This is a genomic window from Streptomyces sp. NBC_01476, assembly GCF_036227265.1.
Classification (GTDB): domain Bacteria; phylum Actinomycetota; class Actinomycetes; order Streptomycetales; family Streptomycetaceae; genus Actinacidiphila.
In genome coordinates, this window is record NZ_CP109446.1 from 458,361 (window position 1) to 473,010 (window position 14,650).

At 71.8% G+C, this 14,650-nt stretch carries 14 protein-coding genes; 7 read left to right on the forward strand and 7 right to left on the reverse strand.

What is annotated here, in order from left to right; all coding sequences use genetic code 11:
• Window positions 1-34: 34 nt before the first annotated feature.
• The gene (locus OG552_RS01995; protein WP_329129015.1) at window positions 35-742 is read right to left on the reverse strand and encodes an SDR family NAD(P)-dependent oxidoreductase; all 708 of its coding nucleotides are present in this window, start codon (window positions 740-742) and stop codon (window positions 35-37) included.
• Window positions 743-900: 158 nt separating this feature from the next.
• Entirely contained in the window at window positions 901-1,086 is a 186-nt protein-coding gene (locus OG552_RS02000) for a DUF6191 domain-containing protein (protein ID WP_329129017.1), read from the reverse strand.
• Window positions 1,087-1,313: 227 nt separating this feature from the next.
• On the opposite strand from OG552_RS02000, the gene OG552_RS02005 reads away from it, so the two are divergent.
• Window positions 1,314-1,985 (forward strand): TetR/AcrR family transcriptional regulator, encoded by a 672-nt coding sequence (locus OG552_RS02005; protein ID WP_329129018.1) that lies wholly within the window; start codon window positions 1,314-1,316, stop codon window positions 1,983-1,985.
• A 16-nt stretch (window positions 1,986-2,001) separates the two neighbouring features.
• Window positions 2,002-3,267, forward strand: a complete 1,266-nt coding sequence (locus tag OG552_RS02010) for an MFS transporter (RefSeq protein WP_329129019.1) — start codon at window positions 2,002-2,004, stop codon at window positions 3,265-3,267.
• Between the two features lie 48 nt (window positions 3,268-3,315).
• On the opposite strand, the gene OG552_RS02015 is transcribed toward OG552_RS02010, so the two are convergent.
• Window positions 3,316-3,852: an NUDIX hydrolase family protein gene (locus tag OG552_RS02015; RefSeq protein ID WP_329129021.1), complete on the reverse strand. Its 537-nt coding sequence runs from the start codon at window positions 3,850-3,852 to the stop codon at window positions 3,316-3,318.
• A gap of 135 nt (window positions 3,853-3,987) precedes the next feature.
• Between OG552_RS02015 and OG552_RS02020 the strand changes: the two genes are divergently transcribed.
• Together OG552_RS02020 and OG552_RS02025 are read left to right on the forward strand one after the other, a co-directional pair.
• Window positions 3,988-4,854 (forward strand): helix-turn-helix transcriptional regulator, encoded by an 867-nt coding sequence (locus tag OG552_RS02020; RefSeq protein WP_329129022.1) that lies wholly within the window; start codon window positions 3,988-3,990, stop codon window positions 4,852-4,854.
• Between the two features lie 303 nt (window positions 4,855-5,157).
• On the forward strand, window positions 5,158-6,405 hold the full coding sequence (locus OG552_RS02025; RefSeq protein WP_329129023.1) for a copper resistance D family protein: 1,248 nt from the start codon (window positions 5,158-5,160) through the stop codon (window positions 6,403-6,405).
• A gap of 90 nt (window positions 6,406-6,495) precedes the next feature.
• Here the strand turns inward: OG552_RS02025 and OG552_RS02030 are convergent, their stop codons facing one another.
• From OG552_RS02030 to OG552_RS02040, 3 genes are all read right to left on the reverse strand, one after another.
• Window positions 6,496-8,415, reverse strand: a complete 1,920-nt coding sequence (locus OG552_RS02030) for an N-acetylmuramoyl-L-alanine amidase (protein WP_329129025.1) — start codon at window positions 8,413-8,415, stop codon at window positions 6,496-6,498.
• A 244-nt stretch (window positions 8,416-8,659) separates the two neighbouring features.
• Window positions 8,660-9,961, reverse strand: a complete 1,302-nt coding sequence (locus OG552_RS02035) for an aromatic ring-hydroxylating dioxygenase subunit alpha (RefSeq protein ID WP_329129026.1) — start codon at window positions 9,959-9,961, stop codon at window positions 8,660-8,662.
• A gap of 398 nt (window positions 9,962-10,359) precedes the next feature.
• Window positions 10,360-10,806 (reverse strand): MarR family winged helix-turn-helix transcriptional regulator, encoded by a 447-nt coding sequence (locus tag OG552_RS02040; protein ID WP_329129027.1) that lies wholly within the window; start codon window positions 10,804-10,806, stop codon window positions 10,360-10,362.
• A gap of 122 nt (window positions 10,807-10,928) precedes the next feature.
• Here OG552_RS02040 and OG552_RS02045 point away from each other — a divergent pair, with 122 nt between their 5' ends.
• The gene (locus tag OG552_RS02045; RefSeq protein WP_329129029.1) at window positions 10,929-12,386 is read left to right on the forward strand and encodes an MFS transporter; all 1,458 of its coding nucleotides are present in this window, start codon (window positions 10,929-10,931) and stop codon (window positions 12,384-12,386) included.
• A gap of 120 nt (window positions 12,387-12,506) precedes the next feature.
• Window positions 12,507-13,331, forward strand: a complete 825-nt coding sequence (locus OG552_RS02050; protein WP_329129030.1) for an alpha/beta fold hydrolase — start codon at window positions 12,507-12,509, stop codon at window positions 13,329-13,331.
• Window positions 13,332-13,401: 70 nt separating this feature from the next.
• On the opposite strand, the gene OG552_RS02055 is transcribed toward OG552_RS02050, so the two are convergent.
• The gene (locus OG552_RS02055; RefSeq protein ID WP_329129033.1) at window positions 13,402-13,860 is read right to left on the reverse strand and encodes a cupin domain-containing protein; all 459 of its coding nucleotides are present in this window, start codon (window positions 13,858-13,860) and stop codon (window positions 13,402-13,404) included.
• A gap of 118 nt (window positions 13,861-13,978) precedes the next feature.
• Between OG552_RS02055 and OG552_RS02060 the strand changes: the two genes are divergently transcribed.
• The gene (locus tag OG552_RS02060) at window positions 13,979-14,623 is read left to right on the forward strand and encodes a TetR/AcrR family transcriptional regulator (protein WP_329129034.1); all 645 of its coding nucleotides are present in this window, start codon (window positions 13,979-13,981) and stop codon (window positions 14,621-14,623) included.
• The last annotated feature ends 27 nt before the right edge of the window (window positions 14,624-14,650 follow it).

Sequence of the window (14,650 nt, forward strand, 5' to 3'; positions counted from 1 at the left end):
CCCTTCTTCCCCAGGGTTCGGCTGAGATCCCCGTCTACCAGGGGAGGGGGCCGTTGGCGTCGAAGTACCCGCCGGTCGGGCCGTCGGGGCCCACCTGCGCCATGCGGACGATGATCTCCGCGCCTTCCTCGACGGTCTGCGTACCGGTGTTCGCGTTGAGGTCCGTCTTGGTGTAGCCGGGTTCCACCGCGTTGATCCGCATGTTCGGGAAGGCCTTCGCGTACTGCACGGTGATCACGTTGAGCGCGGCCTTCGACGCCGGGTAGGCGACGCCCGGGTAGGCGTAGGTCGGTGTGCCTTCGGCCGTGATCCGGGCCATCGAGGCCAGGCCGCTGCTGAGGTTGACCACGACCGGGGCGGCGGACCGCTGCAGCAGCGGCAGGAACGCGTGGGTGACGCGCACCACGCCGAGGACGTTCGTCTCCAGCAGTGGCCGCATCAAGCCGGCGGTCAGCTCGGCGGCGCCGACCACGCCCCCGTCCGGTGTCCGTCCTTCGACGCCGGCGTTGTTGACGAGCACGTCAAGCCCGCCGTCGGCGGCGATGGCGTCCGCCGCCGCGGCGACCGACGCGTCATCCGTGACATCGATGAGGACCAGCCGCGCGCCCAGTTCGTCCGCGGCCCGCCGGCCGCGTTCGGCGTCCCTGCTGCCGACGTAGACGGTGTGTCCCGCGGCGATGAGCCGACGGGCGGTCTCGTAGCCGAGTCCCTTGTTCGCTCCGGTGATCAGTGTTGTCGTCATGTCTCCAGGCTCCGCCGCGGGGGCGCGGTCAGCCAGTCCTCCCGTCTTCCTGGGACCACGGGTACCAGGAAGACGGCGGGCAGCGGCGGGTCGGTGAACGAACGCCTGGCGCGCACCGTGGAGTACAGGTCAGGGAGAGCTGACAGGAGCCGCCGGGGTCAGTCCTGGGAGCCGGGCGGGGGTGTCTGCGCGGGCCGCCGGGGCGGGCGGACCGTCACGGTGCCGGAGGCGAGGTCTATCGGTCCCCGCGCCGGGTCACTGCTGCCTTCGTCCTCGCGGGTCAGTTCCAGGCGGTTGCGTTCGTCCTCGGCGTGCTTGCGCCCCGGTACGAACAGCTCATCCATGAGGTTGAACATCGCGGCCTCCCGGGCGACTCAGCGCTACTCCGTTCAGGCTACGCCCCGCGGTGCCGAACCGACCGGGCCGAGCGGCCGGCCCGGCCTCCCCGGCGACCCCGTCCATGGCGCAGCGCGGCGCGCGAGCGACGCACCGGCGCTCCCGCATGCCGCGGCCGGCGTGAACGTATCGTTCAGTAGGGTGCCGGGTTCATGGGACAGAAGGCGGGACGCTGGTGAACGCGACCGGAGAGGGCGCCGGCGAGGCGGACGGCGGCAAGCCCGTACGCACCGGGCGCCCGCGCAGCGAAGCGCGGCGGGCCGCGATCCTGGCGGCGGCGGGCGACCTCATGATCGAGGGCGGTCTGCGGGCGGCCACGATGGAGGCGATCGCGGCCCGCGCCGGGGTGGGCAAGGCGACCATCTACAAGTGGTGGCCCTCGCGCGGCGCGGTCGCGCTGGAGGGCTTCATGCTGCGCGCCGCCGACTCCTGGTCGATCCCCGAAGGGGTCACGGCCACGGAGGCGCTGCGCATCCTGGCGGTGGCGGCCGTCCGCCTGTTCACGCGGACCCCGGCCGGCCCGCTGATGCGCGCGCTGGCCGCCGACGCGCAATCGGACCCCGAGATCGCCCAGGCGCTGCGCGAACAGTGGCTCAGCCCGCGCCGCGCGGTCGCGGCGGAGATCATCCGCAAGGGGATCGAATCCGGCGAACTGCGCCGGGACCTGGACGTCAACGCCACGCTCGACCTGGTCTTCGCACCGGTCTACTACCGCCTGCTCTTCAGCCACGATTCCCTCGACGACGCCCTCGCCGAACGCTCCGTGGAATACCTCCTCGATGGGATCGCGGGCCCCGGGAATAGCCGCGATACCCGCCACGCTCATACTGAACGCAATGTTCAGTAACTAGTCCGGGAGCGCCATGCGCACACGTACCGAACGCCCCTCGGCCCCGACGGCGACCCCTGAGCGGAGCCCCGTCGAGCCGACCGGACCGGGGCGTTCCCTGCGGTGGGTGGTGCTGACCCTGGCGTTCGCCTGCGGGGCGAGCGTGGCGAACCTCTACTACGCGCAGCCGCTGCTCGGTCTGCTCGGCCGCTCCTTCGGGGTCGGCCAGGGCACGGCGACGATCGTGGTCACGGCCACGCAGATCGGGTACGCGCTCGGCCTCGCGCTCCTGCTGCCGCTCGGTGACCTGCTGGAGAACCGGCGGCTGGCGTCCCGGACGCTGCTGCTGACGGCTGCCGCGCTCGCCGTGGCGGCGTTCGCGCCGGACTTCTGGGTCTTCCTCGCGGTCTCCGCCCTGATCGGCGTGACGTCGGTGGTCGCCCAGATCCTGATCCCGCTGGCCGCCCACCTCGCACCCGAGGAGTCACGCGGCAGGCTGGTCGGCCAGGTGATGAGCGGCCTCCTGCTGGGCATCATGCTGGCCCGGTCCGTCGCCAGCTTCGCCGCGGCGGCCTGGGGCTGGCGCAGCATCTATGTGATCTCCGCCGTGGTCATGCTGCTCACCTCCATCGCCCTGACGAAGGTGCTGCCGGTGCGCCGGCCGGCTCACACCGCGCGCTACGGAAGCCTGCTGGCGTCCGTCGGCCGGCTGGCCCGCACCGAACCGGTCCTCATCCGCAGGGCGTTGACGCAGGCGGGCATGTTCGGGGCGTTCACGGCGTACTGGACCGCGGTCTCGTACGAACTCGTCGACCGTCACCACCTCTCGCAAGGAGGCGTCGCCGTCTTCGCCCTGGTCGGTGCAGCCGGAGCGGCGTCGGCGCCGGTCGCCGGGCGGCTGGGCGACGCGGGACACGGCGTGGCCGGCCGCGCGACGGCGATCCTCCTGGGGCTGGTCGCCATGCTGATCGCGGGCCTCGGTGTGTCGCACCTCGTCCTTCTGGCCCTCGGCGGCATCCTGCTCGACTTCGCCGTCCAGAGCCATCAGGTCCTCGGCCAGCGCGACATCTACGCGCTGCGCCCGGACGCCCGCGCCCGTATCAACTCCGTCTACATGACCAGCATCTTCCTCGGCGGCGCCGCGTCCTCGGCCGTCACCGGTCCGGTGTACGAAACGTGGGGCTGGAGCGGAGTGACCATCATGGCCGCCGCGCTCATGGCCGGCGGACTGACGATCTGGGCCGCCGAGCACCTCCCCCGCCGCCGGCCGGCCGCCGCCCCGGTGCGGCCCCGCCCCTGACGCGAGGCGGCCGGCCGGGGTCCCCGCGCCCGGCGGGTGGCCGGTGGGTCAGGACAGGCAGCCGACGTGGGCCAGGGCCTGTTTGAGGAGCACGCCCCGGCCGCCCGGCATCTCCTCCTGCAGCTGGGGGGACGACGCTTCCTGCGGGGTGAACCAGACGAGGTCGAGGGCGTCCTGGCGGGGGCGGCAGTCGCCCGCGACGGCTACGACGTAGGCGAGGGACACCGCGTGCTGCCGGGGGTCGTGGTACGGCGTGACCCCCTGGGTCGGGAAGTACTCGGCGACGGTGAAAGGCTGCAGGGAGACCGGGATCCGGGGCAGCGCCACCGGGCCGAGGTCCTTCTCCAAGTGGCGCATCAGGGCGTCGCGGACACGCTCGTGGTGCAGGACGCGACCCGAGACGAGGGTGCGGCTCACCGTCCCGTCCGGCCCCATCCGCAGCAGGAGGCCGATGTGGGTGACTTCCCCGCTGTCGTCCACCCGTACGGGCACGGCGTCGACATACAGGATCGGCATACGGGCGCGCGTCAGCTCCAGCTCGTCGGGGGCGAGCCAGCCTGGCGTGGTTTCGGTCATGTCAGCCATTCGATGATCGTACGATGAGCGCCCGGCGCCCGGGCGGGGCCCGGTCGATCCGGCGAAGCCGCTCCCCGCCGTCACCGCTACTCCTGGGACTCCTGGTACCAGGCACATCCGTGCGGCGCGAGGCACAGTGGTCAGATGGCAACCTCGGAGTTCGGGCAGACGGTGAGGCGCTGGCGCGACCGCGTCGCGCCGGAGGCGGCCGGGCTGCCGGCCGGCGGGCACCGGCGGGCGGCGGGGTTGCGCCGCGAGGAACTGGCGCTGCTGGCCGGGATCTCGGTCGACTACGTCACCCGCCTCGAACAGGGCCGGGCGGCCCACCCCTCGGAGCAGGTCGTCGAGGCGCTGGGGCGGGCGTTGCGGCTGTCGGGAGCCGAGCGGGAACATCTCTTCCACGTCGCAGGACTCGTACCGCCGGGACAGGGCACCGTGCCCGCCTACATCACACCGAGCGTCCAGCGGCTGCTGGACCGGCTGACCGGTACGCCTGTCGCGGTGTTCGACGCGGCCTGGACGCTGCTGCTGGCCAGTCCGCTGTACGGGGCCCTGATGGGCGATCCGTCCGGGTGGCGGGGCAACGAGCGCAACGCGGTGTGGCGCAACCTCGTCGGGCCGCGCGGCCGGGTCCGCCATACCCCGCAGGCCCGGCGCGCGTTCGAGGTCGCGCTGGTCGCCGATCTGCGCTCCACCGCGAGCCGGTACCCCGCGGACCAGCGGCTGCGCCGGCTGGTCGCGGAACTGCGCACGAACAGCGCGCGTTTCGCCGAGCTGTGGGACGCCGGGACCGTGGGCCGGCACGAGGCGTCGCGCAAGACCGTCGAGCACCCGCAGGTGGGTCCGCTCACGCTGGACTGCGACGTGCTCACCGTCGCGGGCAGCGATCTGCGGATCATGATCTACACGGCCGAGCCGGGCACCGAGGACGCGGAACGGCTCGCGCTCCTGGCCGTCCTGGGCACCCAGACGCTCGTCGGGCACCCGGAGCAGCCGGGCCCGCGGCGCTGACCGCACGCGGTGACCACGCGCGAGGTGCGCGGAGGCCGCGTCCCCAACCGGCGGCGCCGGCCCGTGAGTTGTGCCCGTGCGGCAGTCCCTGCCGGGCCATCCGGCCGATGGCGACCACGCCGCACCCGACATTTCTGCCGCCCGCGAATTGCGGGCGGCGCGGCGTGGAAAGGACAAATACGCAGTCAGGAGCCCTCGCGTTCAACGGCGGACCCGTCGTCTTCGTCACATTGACCGCTCAACTTAGGCATGCCTAACCTAAGGCGCCTCTTACCGACATATCCCGAGCAAGGGCGGTCAGCCATGCCCCTCACCAGTCACTTGTCCCACGCACTGCCGCTCTTCGCGGCTGCGGGGCCCTCCACCCCACTGGGTCCTTTCGAGGACAGCGCGGTGGCCTGGACGACCTGGGTGACGCTGATGGGATTCGTCGGCCTGACCGCTCTGGCTCTGCTGGCGGTGGGCCCGGCGGCCCGTCAGGTCGGATCGGAGACCCTGGCCGCGGTGACCGCCCGGCTCGCCCGGGTGGCGGCCGTCCTCGGCGTGCTGGCCGTGCCCGCCGTGCTCACCGACCTCGCCCACGGGGCGTCGGAGAGCGGTGGCTACGACTACGGCGCCGCCTGGAACGCCCTGTACGACGGCAGCAACGCGGGCCGGCTGTCGGGGCTCGAAGTGACCCTCGTCCTGGTGGGCGCCGTGCTGGTCGCCCCGCTCGCCGCCCGCCGGGTCGCGGCGGGTCCTGCCCGGCGCTGGCTGCTGGCGACCGGACTCGGCGCGGGCGCGGTCGCCCTGGGCACCACCAAGTTCCCCGACGCGGTGCCCGACGACTGGGGCCGCACCAGCTTCGAGACCGTCATGTGGATGCTTCACCTGCTCGGCGGCTCGGTCTGGATCGGCGGACTGGCCGGACTGTTGCTGCTCGCCCTCCCCGGCGCCGTCGCCCCCGCCGACCGCGGTGCGTTCTGGTCCCCCGCGATCCGCCGCTTCTCCGCCGCCGCGATGAGCTGTGTGGCCGCCATCGCCCTGTCCGGGCTCTTCCTGTACTGGGAACACGTCGACGGACTCTCGCAGTTGACCAGCACGATGTACGGGCGGGTGCTCGGCGTGAAGATCCTCATCTTCGGGGCGTTGCTGCTGCTCGGCGTCTTCAACCAGTTCTGGCTGCACCCGCGCATCGACGCCCTGCGCGCGGCCGGCGACCAGCGCCCGCTCCGTACGATCCTCGTCCGGCAGTTCCCCGCGACGATCGCGGTCGAGGCCGTGCTCGGGCTCAGCGTGCTCTTCGTCGCGCCGTTCCTCCACGGTTCCGCCCGCAACCAGGCGTTCCAGGCGGACGCGGCCAAGCAGCCCGGTGTGTCACTCGACGACCTGCCCAAGATCCCCGCCAAGGAGGTCAGTGCGTCCACGTGGATCTGGGGCAGCACCGAGACCGTCGCCGTCATCGCCTTGATGATCGCCGGGTATCTGGTCTCCGGACGCATCGCCCGCCGCCGTGCCGCCGCCGTCCCGGCTGTCGCGGCGACCGGCCCGGGCGACCTCGTCGGAGCGTGACGCTGCGCCGCCCTCCCGTCCGGGTGCGGGACGTACGACAGGCACGGCGCCGGCTGCGCGGCCGGCGCCGTGCCTGTTCACGCTCCCGGGTTACGGGGCGGGGGTCGCGCTCACGTCGGCGCTGTACACCAGCGCCACGCGGTGGTTGTACTGGATGGTGTACATCGTCTTCGCACCCGTCACGACCGCACCCGAGGTGAAGTAGTCGGCGGTCGCGGCAGCGGGCCGGGTGGCGACGTACGCCTGTCCCGCGGGCACCGTGTAGAAGCTCAACGGCGCCTGGGTGGAGGGCGAGAGCCCGGCCGGGTACTCCGCGGCGTCCGGGTAGCTCGACCCGTAGACCGCCACCGGGGAGGTGCTCGCGGCGGTGATCACCTTGACGCCGTGGGCCCGGGTGGTGTTGCACCCGCCGGGGTTGTAGAACCAGACCTTCGCGCCGCTGTACCAGATGGCCGTCCAGTCGCCGCTGCGGCCGGCGACGACGAACTGCTGCCCGGCCTGTGCGGTGCTGCCCCAGTCGCTGATGTCGTTGGTGCCGGGCGCCGTGCCGTGGAGCGCCTGGTCCCCGAAGAGGGGCGCGGTCGCGTCGGGCGCGGTGCGCAGGTAAACGAAGTTGGCGTTCTGCTGCTGCGCGGTGCAGGAGGGGGTGGCCCCGGTCGGGTCGTCGGCCGGGCAGACCTCGACGGTCTGCACGTTCCGGCTGTAGCCGGGCGCGATGGTCACGACCGACCCCACCGGTCCGACACCGTGCGCCCCGGTCACGGGGGCGCCGAGCAGCGCCATGAAGTGCTCCCAGTCCCAGCCGGTGCCCGGGTCCCAGTGCATCCCGGCGACAAGGCTGGAGTTGGGCCCCGCGACGTTGTCGTGACCGATGATGTGCTCGCGGTCGAGCGGGATGCCGAAGCGGTGCGCGAGGTAGCGCACGAGATCGGCGGTCGCCTCGTACTGCGCCTCGGTGTACCAGGTGGCGCCGTGCGCGGCGTATCCCTCGTGCTCGATGCCGATCGAGTGCAGGTTGGTCGAGTAGTTGCCCGCGTGGAAGGCGATGTCCTTCGTGGGCACCATCTGCGTCACCGCGCCGTCGGACGAACGCATCACGTAGTGCGCCGAATCCCCGCCGGGAGCCTGGAAGGTGGCGATGGCGGAGTCGTACGACGACTCGGTGTCGTGGATGACGATGGTGTCGATCTTGATGCCGTTGGCCGGCCGGTCGGACACCTGGCCGTTGGACGCCGCGGCCGGAATGAAGGTGCACAGCACGGTGGGCGGGCACTCGGCCTGGGTGGCCGGCGTCGCCAGCAGGTGCAGGGCGTTGAGTTCGGTGGTCGCCGGCCGCAGCGCGGGCGCCGCCTGCAGGCTGACCTGCTGGCCGTCCCGGGTCGTCCGCCCGGCACCGGTCCGCAGGGTGCCGAAGACCCGGTTGGCGAAGATCTCCGCGCTCTGCTTCTGCGCCGACTGGCTGTAGCGGGCGACGGCTCCGTACCACTGGCCCGCGTCGGTGGGGTAACTGCCCACCAGGGCCTTCTCGTACGAGGCGAGCAGCGCCGCGCCGCCGAGGATGTTGGCGGCCGGGTCGGTCCGCAGCTGCGCCTCGGGCAGTCCGGTCAGTGCCGCCGCGGCCTGCAGGGTGTGCTGCGCCGGGCTCTTGGCGAACGCCGCCAGGTCGCCCTTGTCCGCGGCGCCGGCGCCGCCGCCGGCCATCATCTCCTCGGTCACATCGGTGAGGTGCAGGGGACCGTAGCCGCCGTCGCTGCTGGGCGTGCCCGCGTGCGTCTCCCAGGCGGACTCCTGGTAGGCCAGTCCCAGCAGCACGCTCACGGGTATGTGGTACTTCGCGGCCGCCGCGGCGAACTCACCCTGCCTTGCCGTGGTTCCGGTGTCCTTCGGGGCGCCCGCCTGTGCGGTCATCGGGAGGGCCACGACGCTGCCGGCGGCCAGCGCGGCGACGGCGAGCACGACGGGCGGCCGGAATCTTGATTTCCTCTTGTGCAAGAGAGTTGTCCTTGTCATAGGGCATGGTCGGTGGGATTCAGGAGCGAGACGGGGTCTCCCATGAGCCACAGGCCCCGCAGGCCCCGCGAGTCCCACCTGGATGATGCTCGACATCACTCGCGCCCGACAGTGCCGACACGCCACAACTCTCCATGTGCGCCGGGGATGTTCAGCGGACGTTCACCGGCGCACAGCCCGAACCGGCCCCGCCGCACACGCGGCGGGACCGGCGCGCAGGGTCCCGACGGGCCCTGCGGACAGCTCAGTTGCCGCCCGCGGGCAGCGGTATGCCGCGCCGGGCCAGCAGGGACTTGAGGGACTGGATGATGGGGAAGACCTCGTTGTTCAGATCCGCGCCCTGGGACTCGTAGGCCCCCTGCTCGGCTTCGACGATGACGCGGTCCTGGCCGAAGATGGCCTCGGTGAACAGGGTGATGAACGGCCACAGCAGATGGATGGCCCCGGGAACCGGAGGCTTCTGCACCATGATCAGACCGTAGGTGTGGTTGTGGCGCTGCTCCCGGTCGGTGGGCATGTACGCGTTCCACAGGTCCAGCGCGGGCGGCTCGTCGCGATCGCCGTCGGTCCAGTAGCGCAGCGTCTGATACGGGTAGCCGGTGCGTATCGTCATCAGGTCGGCGTACTTGTCGGTGTTGCCGCTGCCGATGATGAACCGCTCGCCCAGCGACTGCTTGCCCTCGGTGCGGGAGAAGGAGTAGTCGGCCTCCAGCCAGTCCTCGCCCTCGCGGACGTCCAGCAGCTTCGCCCGGATCCGGCCCATCAGGCTGCGGTGCAGGAACTGGTGGTTCATGTCCATCAGGTTCTCGTGCATGAAGGAGTAGTGGCAGGCGATGTCGCGGTCGAGCACCCGGGCCTTGTACCGCGGGTCGGAGTACGACGGCAGTTCCGGCATGGGTGTGCCTTCGGCGAGGGTCTGGTCGCCGGTGAAGACGAAGACGAAGCCGTACGCCTCCCGGCACGCGTAGTTCCGCACACCGTTGGGGAGGGTCCGCCCGCGGTCCAGGTACGGGATGCTCACGCAGGCGCCGGTGCGGTCGTACGCCCAGCAGTGGTAGCCGCAGAGCAGTTGCTCGTCCTTCACCACGCCCATGCTCAGCGGGACCTGGCGGTGGGCGCAGCGGTCCTCCAGGGCGTAGGGCGCGCCACTGCGCGGCCGGACCAGCACGATCGGTGTGCCGGCGAACTTCACCGCGAGCGTCTTGCCCGCCTTGAGGTCCCGTGAGCGGGCGAGCGGGTACCAGAAGTCGGGATGCAGGCCGGTGGTACGGGTGGTGGGGACGTCGCCTTCGGGCGCGACGTCGCGGTACTTGCGCAGGGGCGCCCTGGGTATTCCGGTGGCCGCGGCGGGCTCCGCGGCACGTTGCGCCGGGGCGGCGGCCTCGGCGGCTGCTCCGGCGATGGACCCGGCGATGGACCCGGCGGCGGACTGGACGCCGGCTCCGGCGATGGATTCGGCGGCGGACTCGGCGGCGGACTCGGCGGCGGATTCCGTGGGGACGGTGGGCGCTGCGGACTCGGATGGCTTGGTCTGCGGAAGCGTCATGCCTCACGAACGTATGAACCCGCCGGGAGGTTTACCGCATCGGGCATTCGCTGGGTAATGACTTGGCCAAGCCGGGGATTGGCTGATAAGCAGCGCGCCCCGGCCCCACCGTCCCCGGCCCCACCGTCCCAGGCTGTCCGACCAGGGGGACGATCAGGGAGAAACGGCATGAGTGTCCGCATGACCCCGGCGCGGCGCCGCAGCGTCAACAACACCCGCGAGGCGGCCTACCGGATCGGGCTGTCACTGATGGCGGCCGGCACCGCCTGGGACCTGGCGCCCGGCCCAGGGCGGCGCGTCTTGGGGCGTCGAGGAGCCGCTGCGGGCCGCCGGCCACTGCTCTGCGGGCCGCGGGGCCCGGCACCTCGGCCCCGCGGCCCGGTCAGGTCCGGAACCGGTCAGGTCCTGTCGGCGATCCGGTTCATGATCGCGGCGGCCTTCAGCAGGGTCTGCTGCTCCTCCGGGTCGAGGAGGTCGCCGATCGCCGCGACGAGCCATGCCTCCCGTGCGGCCGGGATCGTCGCGGAGAGCACCTGTCCTTCGCGGGTCGCGCTGATCAGCGTCTTCCGGCCGTCGTTCGGATCCTGGTCGGACGTGATCAGGCCGTTGGCGCGCAGCACCGCGACCGTCTCGGCCATCGACTGGCGGCGCACGTGTTCGGCCTGGGCCAGCGCACTGGTCGTGGTCGGGCCCTCCCTCACGATCCGCGCCAGCGTCATCAGCTGCGACCAGGTCCACGGCATCTCGCCCGGAGCGGATTCCGTCCGCAGCCGGGCGCGCAGCCGGGTCATCGCCTGCATCAGCTCGGTGGCTGCCTTGGGTGCCCGCTCTGATCCGCTGACCATGGGGCCAGCCTACGGGATAGGCAGGCTGCCTGCTATATTTTGACAGGTAGCCTGCGCATTGCGTGGATGACCAGTTCGCGCGGCTGTGCGCGGTCCGATGACCACAGGGAAGGCCGCCGCCCATGGATGTGTCCGACAGCGCCACCGCCACAGCACGTACGCCTGTCGTGGACCGTCCGTTCGGACCACGGTTCGTCGCGCCGATGTTCATCGGGTCCGCCCTCAACCCCATCAACAGTTCGGTGATCGCGACCGCGTTGGTGTCGATCGCCGCCGCCATGGGCGTTCCGGTGGGCCGCACCTCGATCCTGATCTCCAGCCTCTATCTGACCAGCGCGATAGCGCAGCCCACCGCCGGCCGGCTCTCCGAGGAGTTCGGCCCGCGGCGGGTGTTCCTGGTCGGCATCGTCATCGTGCTGGCCGGCGGGATCCTCGGCGGCACCGCCCAGAACCTGCCCACCCTGGTCGCCGCCCGGGTCCTGATCGGACTCGGCACGTCCGCCGGCTATCCCTCGGCGATGCTGCTGATCCGGAGGCGGGCGACCGCCGTCGGCCTGGCGTCGCCGCCCGGCAGCGTGCTGGGCGGCCTGGCCATCGCCGGAGCCGCGACGGTCGCGATCGGCCCCACCATCGGCGGGCTGCTGGTGGGCTGGTTCAACTGGCGGGCCGCCTTCCTCATCAACGTCCCCGTCGCCGCCGTCGCCTTCGTGATGGCGCTGCGCTGGATCGCCAGGGACCCGGACCGGATCAGCGGGCGCCCGGCGCGTGAGGTGATCCGGCGCATCGACCTGGCCGGCGTGATCGGTTTCGGCGGCACGATGACGGCGCTGCTGGTCTTCCTGCTCGCCCTCCCCCACCCCGAGTGGATCGCCCTCGGCGCTTCCGCAGCCGTCGCCGCCGCGCTCATCCGGTGGGAACTGCGGGCCGCCAACCCGTTCCTGGACATCCGGCTGCTGGCCTCGAACCTGGCGCTGACCCGCACGTACGTCCGCTACGGACTCACCCTGCTCGGGACCTACGTGATCCTGTACGGGCTCACCCAGTGGATGGAGGCCGCGCACGGCCTGTCGGCCTACGAAGCGGGACTGATCCTCATCCCGATGGGCCTGCTCTCCGCGGCCGCCGCACGGGTCGTCTCCCGCCGGCAGGCCATCCACCGGCCGCTGATCGCCGCCGCGGTCTTCATGCTGGCCGGGGCGGTCGCGACCCTCTTCCTGACCAGCCACAGCCCCGTCATCGCGATCATCGCGGTGACGGCGCTCTTCGGTCTCACGTCCGGATCGAGCAACGTCACCAATCAGACGGCCCTGTACAAGGAGTCCCCGGCCGAGAAGGTCGGCACCGCCTCCGGACTGCTGCGCACCTTCGGCTACATCGGCTCGATCGCCGCCTCCACCATCACCGGCGTCGCCTTCCGTACCCACGTCGACGACACCGGGCTGCGGCATGTCGCCCTCATCCTGATCGGCATCGGCGTCCTGGTCTTGCTGATGACCGCCTTCGACCGGCACCTGGCCGCCTCTGGTTCCGAATCCGCTTCCGGCTCCGGCTCCGGCTCCGGGGAGTCCGACGCCTCCTGAGCCCTGCGTTCGCCAGCCGGAAACAGTGGCCGACCCTCGTCGTGAGAGTCGACTTGCACGATGGGGTGCGAGCCGCCTATATTCATGCGAGTCAACTCTTACGAAAGAGGAACGCCCATCATGAGCACCCCCACCGCCACCCACACCTCCCGCACCGTCGACCTCACCGACAGCCTCACCCTCACCATCGACGAGTTCGGCACCAACACCGACGGCAGCGCCGTGCTGCTGCTGCACGGCGGCGCCGGCCCCCGCACGGTGGCCGGCCTGGCCTCCGCACTCTCCGAGCACGCCTACGTGATCGCCCCCACCCACCCCGGCTTCGACGGCACGCCCCGCCCGGAAGGGACCGACTCCGTCGCCGACCTCGCGATCGCCTACCTCGACCTGCTCGACACCCTCGACCTCACCGGGGTCATGGTCATCGGCAACTCCGTCGGCGGCTGGATCGCCGCGGAAATGGCCCTGCGCGACACCCGCGGCCGGATCGGCTGCCTGACCCTCCTCAACGCCGTCGGCATCCACGGCGAGGACGGCAACGAGGTCGTCGACACCCGCGGTCTCGCCCCCGCCGGCATCAGCGGACTCTCCTTCGCCAACCCGGCCTTCCGCCCCGACTTCTCCTCCTTCACCGACCAGCAGCGGGCCGTGATGGCCGCCAACCAGCAGACGCTCGCCACATACGCGGGACCGGAGTTCACCCATGACCCCAAGCTCCGCGGCCGCCTGCACCGGGTCACCGTGCCGGTCCTCGTCGTCTGGGGTGAACAGGACGGCATCTCACCCCTGGAGTACGGTCGCGGCTATGCGGCGTCCTTCCCCGACGGCCACTTCGTGCAGGTCCCCGGAGCCGGCCACTTCCCGCACATCGAGCAGGCCGGACTCACCCTCGGCGCCATCGGTGACTTCGTCGACACCGTCGTGAAGCCGTCCGAGACCGCCTGATCATCCGGTCCGACCCGCCGCGCGTTTGGAGCCACCGGGCTCCGATGCGCGGCGGACCGGCGGCAGTCGGTCAGGCGAAGTCGGTGGCCGGCGTCGTCGCGTAACGGCCCATCACCTCGGCGGTGGTCTGCGCGCTCACCTCCCGGCCTCCGGCCAGAGCGTCCCGCAGGTCCCGGAAGTACCGCACATACAGATCCGGGGTGAAGGTGTTGACCATCACGACCGGCTCGTCGCCGGGGTTGGCGAAGGTGTGCGGGACGCCGGGCGGCACCATCACGAGCGTGCCGGCCGGCGCGTCGTGATCGGTGTGTCCGACGGTGAACCGCGCGGTGCCGGAGACGACGTAGAAGCCCTCGTCGTGCTCGGCGTGACGGTGCTGGGGCGGGCCGGCGCTGTGCGGGGCGAGCGTGATCTCCCCGATGCCGAGCCGGTGCGCGGTCGTGCCACCGTCCTCCAGGATGCGTATCCGGGCCGGACCCAGCTCGATCACCTCACCACCCTCCGGGGCGACGATCACGGCCTCGTTCATAGTGGACTCCTTTGTGAGAGTATGCTCTCATGACTGTAGAGTGCTTGCGTCGTACGACGCAAGCAGACTCTCATCATGGGAGCGCACTCGCTAGCGATTGCGGACGAGAGGTGGACCGATGACATCGCCGAGCACGGACGGCCGCGCCAACCAGAAGCTGCGCACCCGTACCGCGATCGTGCAGGCCGCGGCCGAGCTGAGCCGCACCGGCCGCGAAGTGACCATGCCCGAGGTGGCCAGGACGGCCCTGGTCTCGGAGGCCACCGCCTATCGCTACTTCCCGGACCTCGCCAGCCTGCTGCAGGAGGCCATCGCGGGGCAGCTGCCCACCCCGGAGGAGGCACTGGAACCGGTCGCGGGATCGGACGACGCGGTGGAACGCGTCGCCGTCGCCACCGAGTTCCTGCTGCGGCACGTCCTGGCCCGGCAGGGCGTGGTCCGCGCCATGATCGCGGCCACCGTCGTCCGGCCGGCGGCCGGCGGCGTCACCCGGCCCGGCCTGCGTTTCGGCCTGATCGACCACGCGCTGGCACCGCTGGCCCGGACCCTCGGCGCCACCGACCCCGCGGCGCTGGCCCAGCTGAAGAACGATCTCGCGGTCGTGGTCAGCGCCGAGGCGCTCTTCAGCCTGACCGACCTGCACGGGCTCGACCCCCAGGACGCCATCGCCAGCATCGTGCACACGGCGTCGACCCTCACCCGCGCCACCGTGCGGGACCACCTCGCCGCCGAGGGCTCCCTGCGCATCCGTTCCTCCCACTAGCCCGCCGGCCCGCCCGGCCGGCGGGCC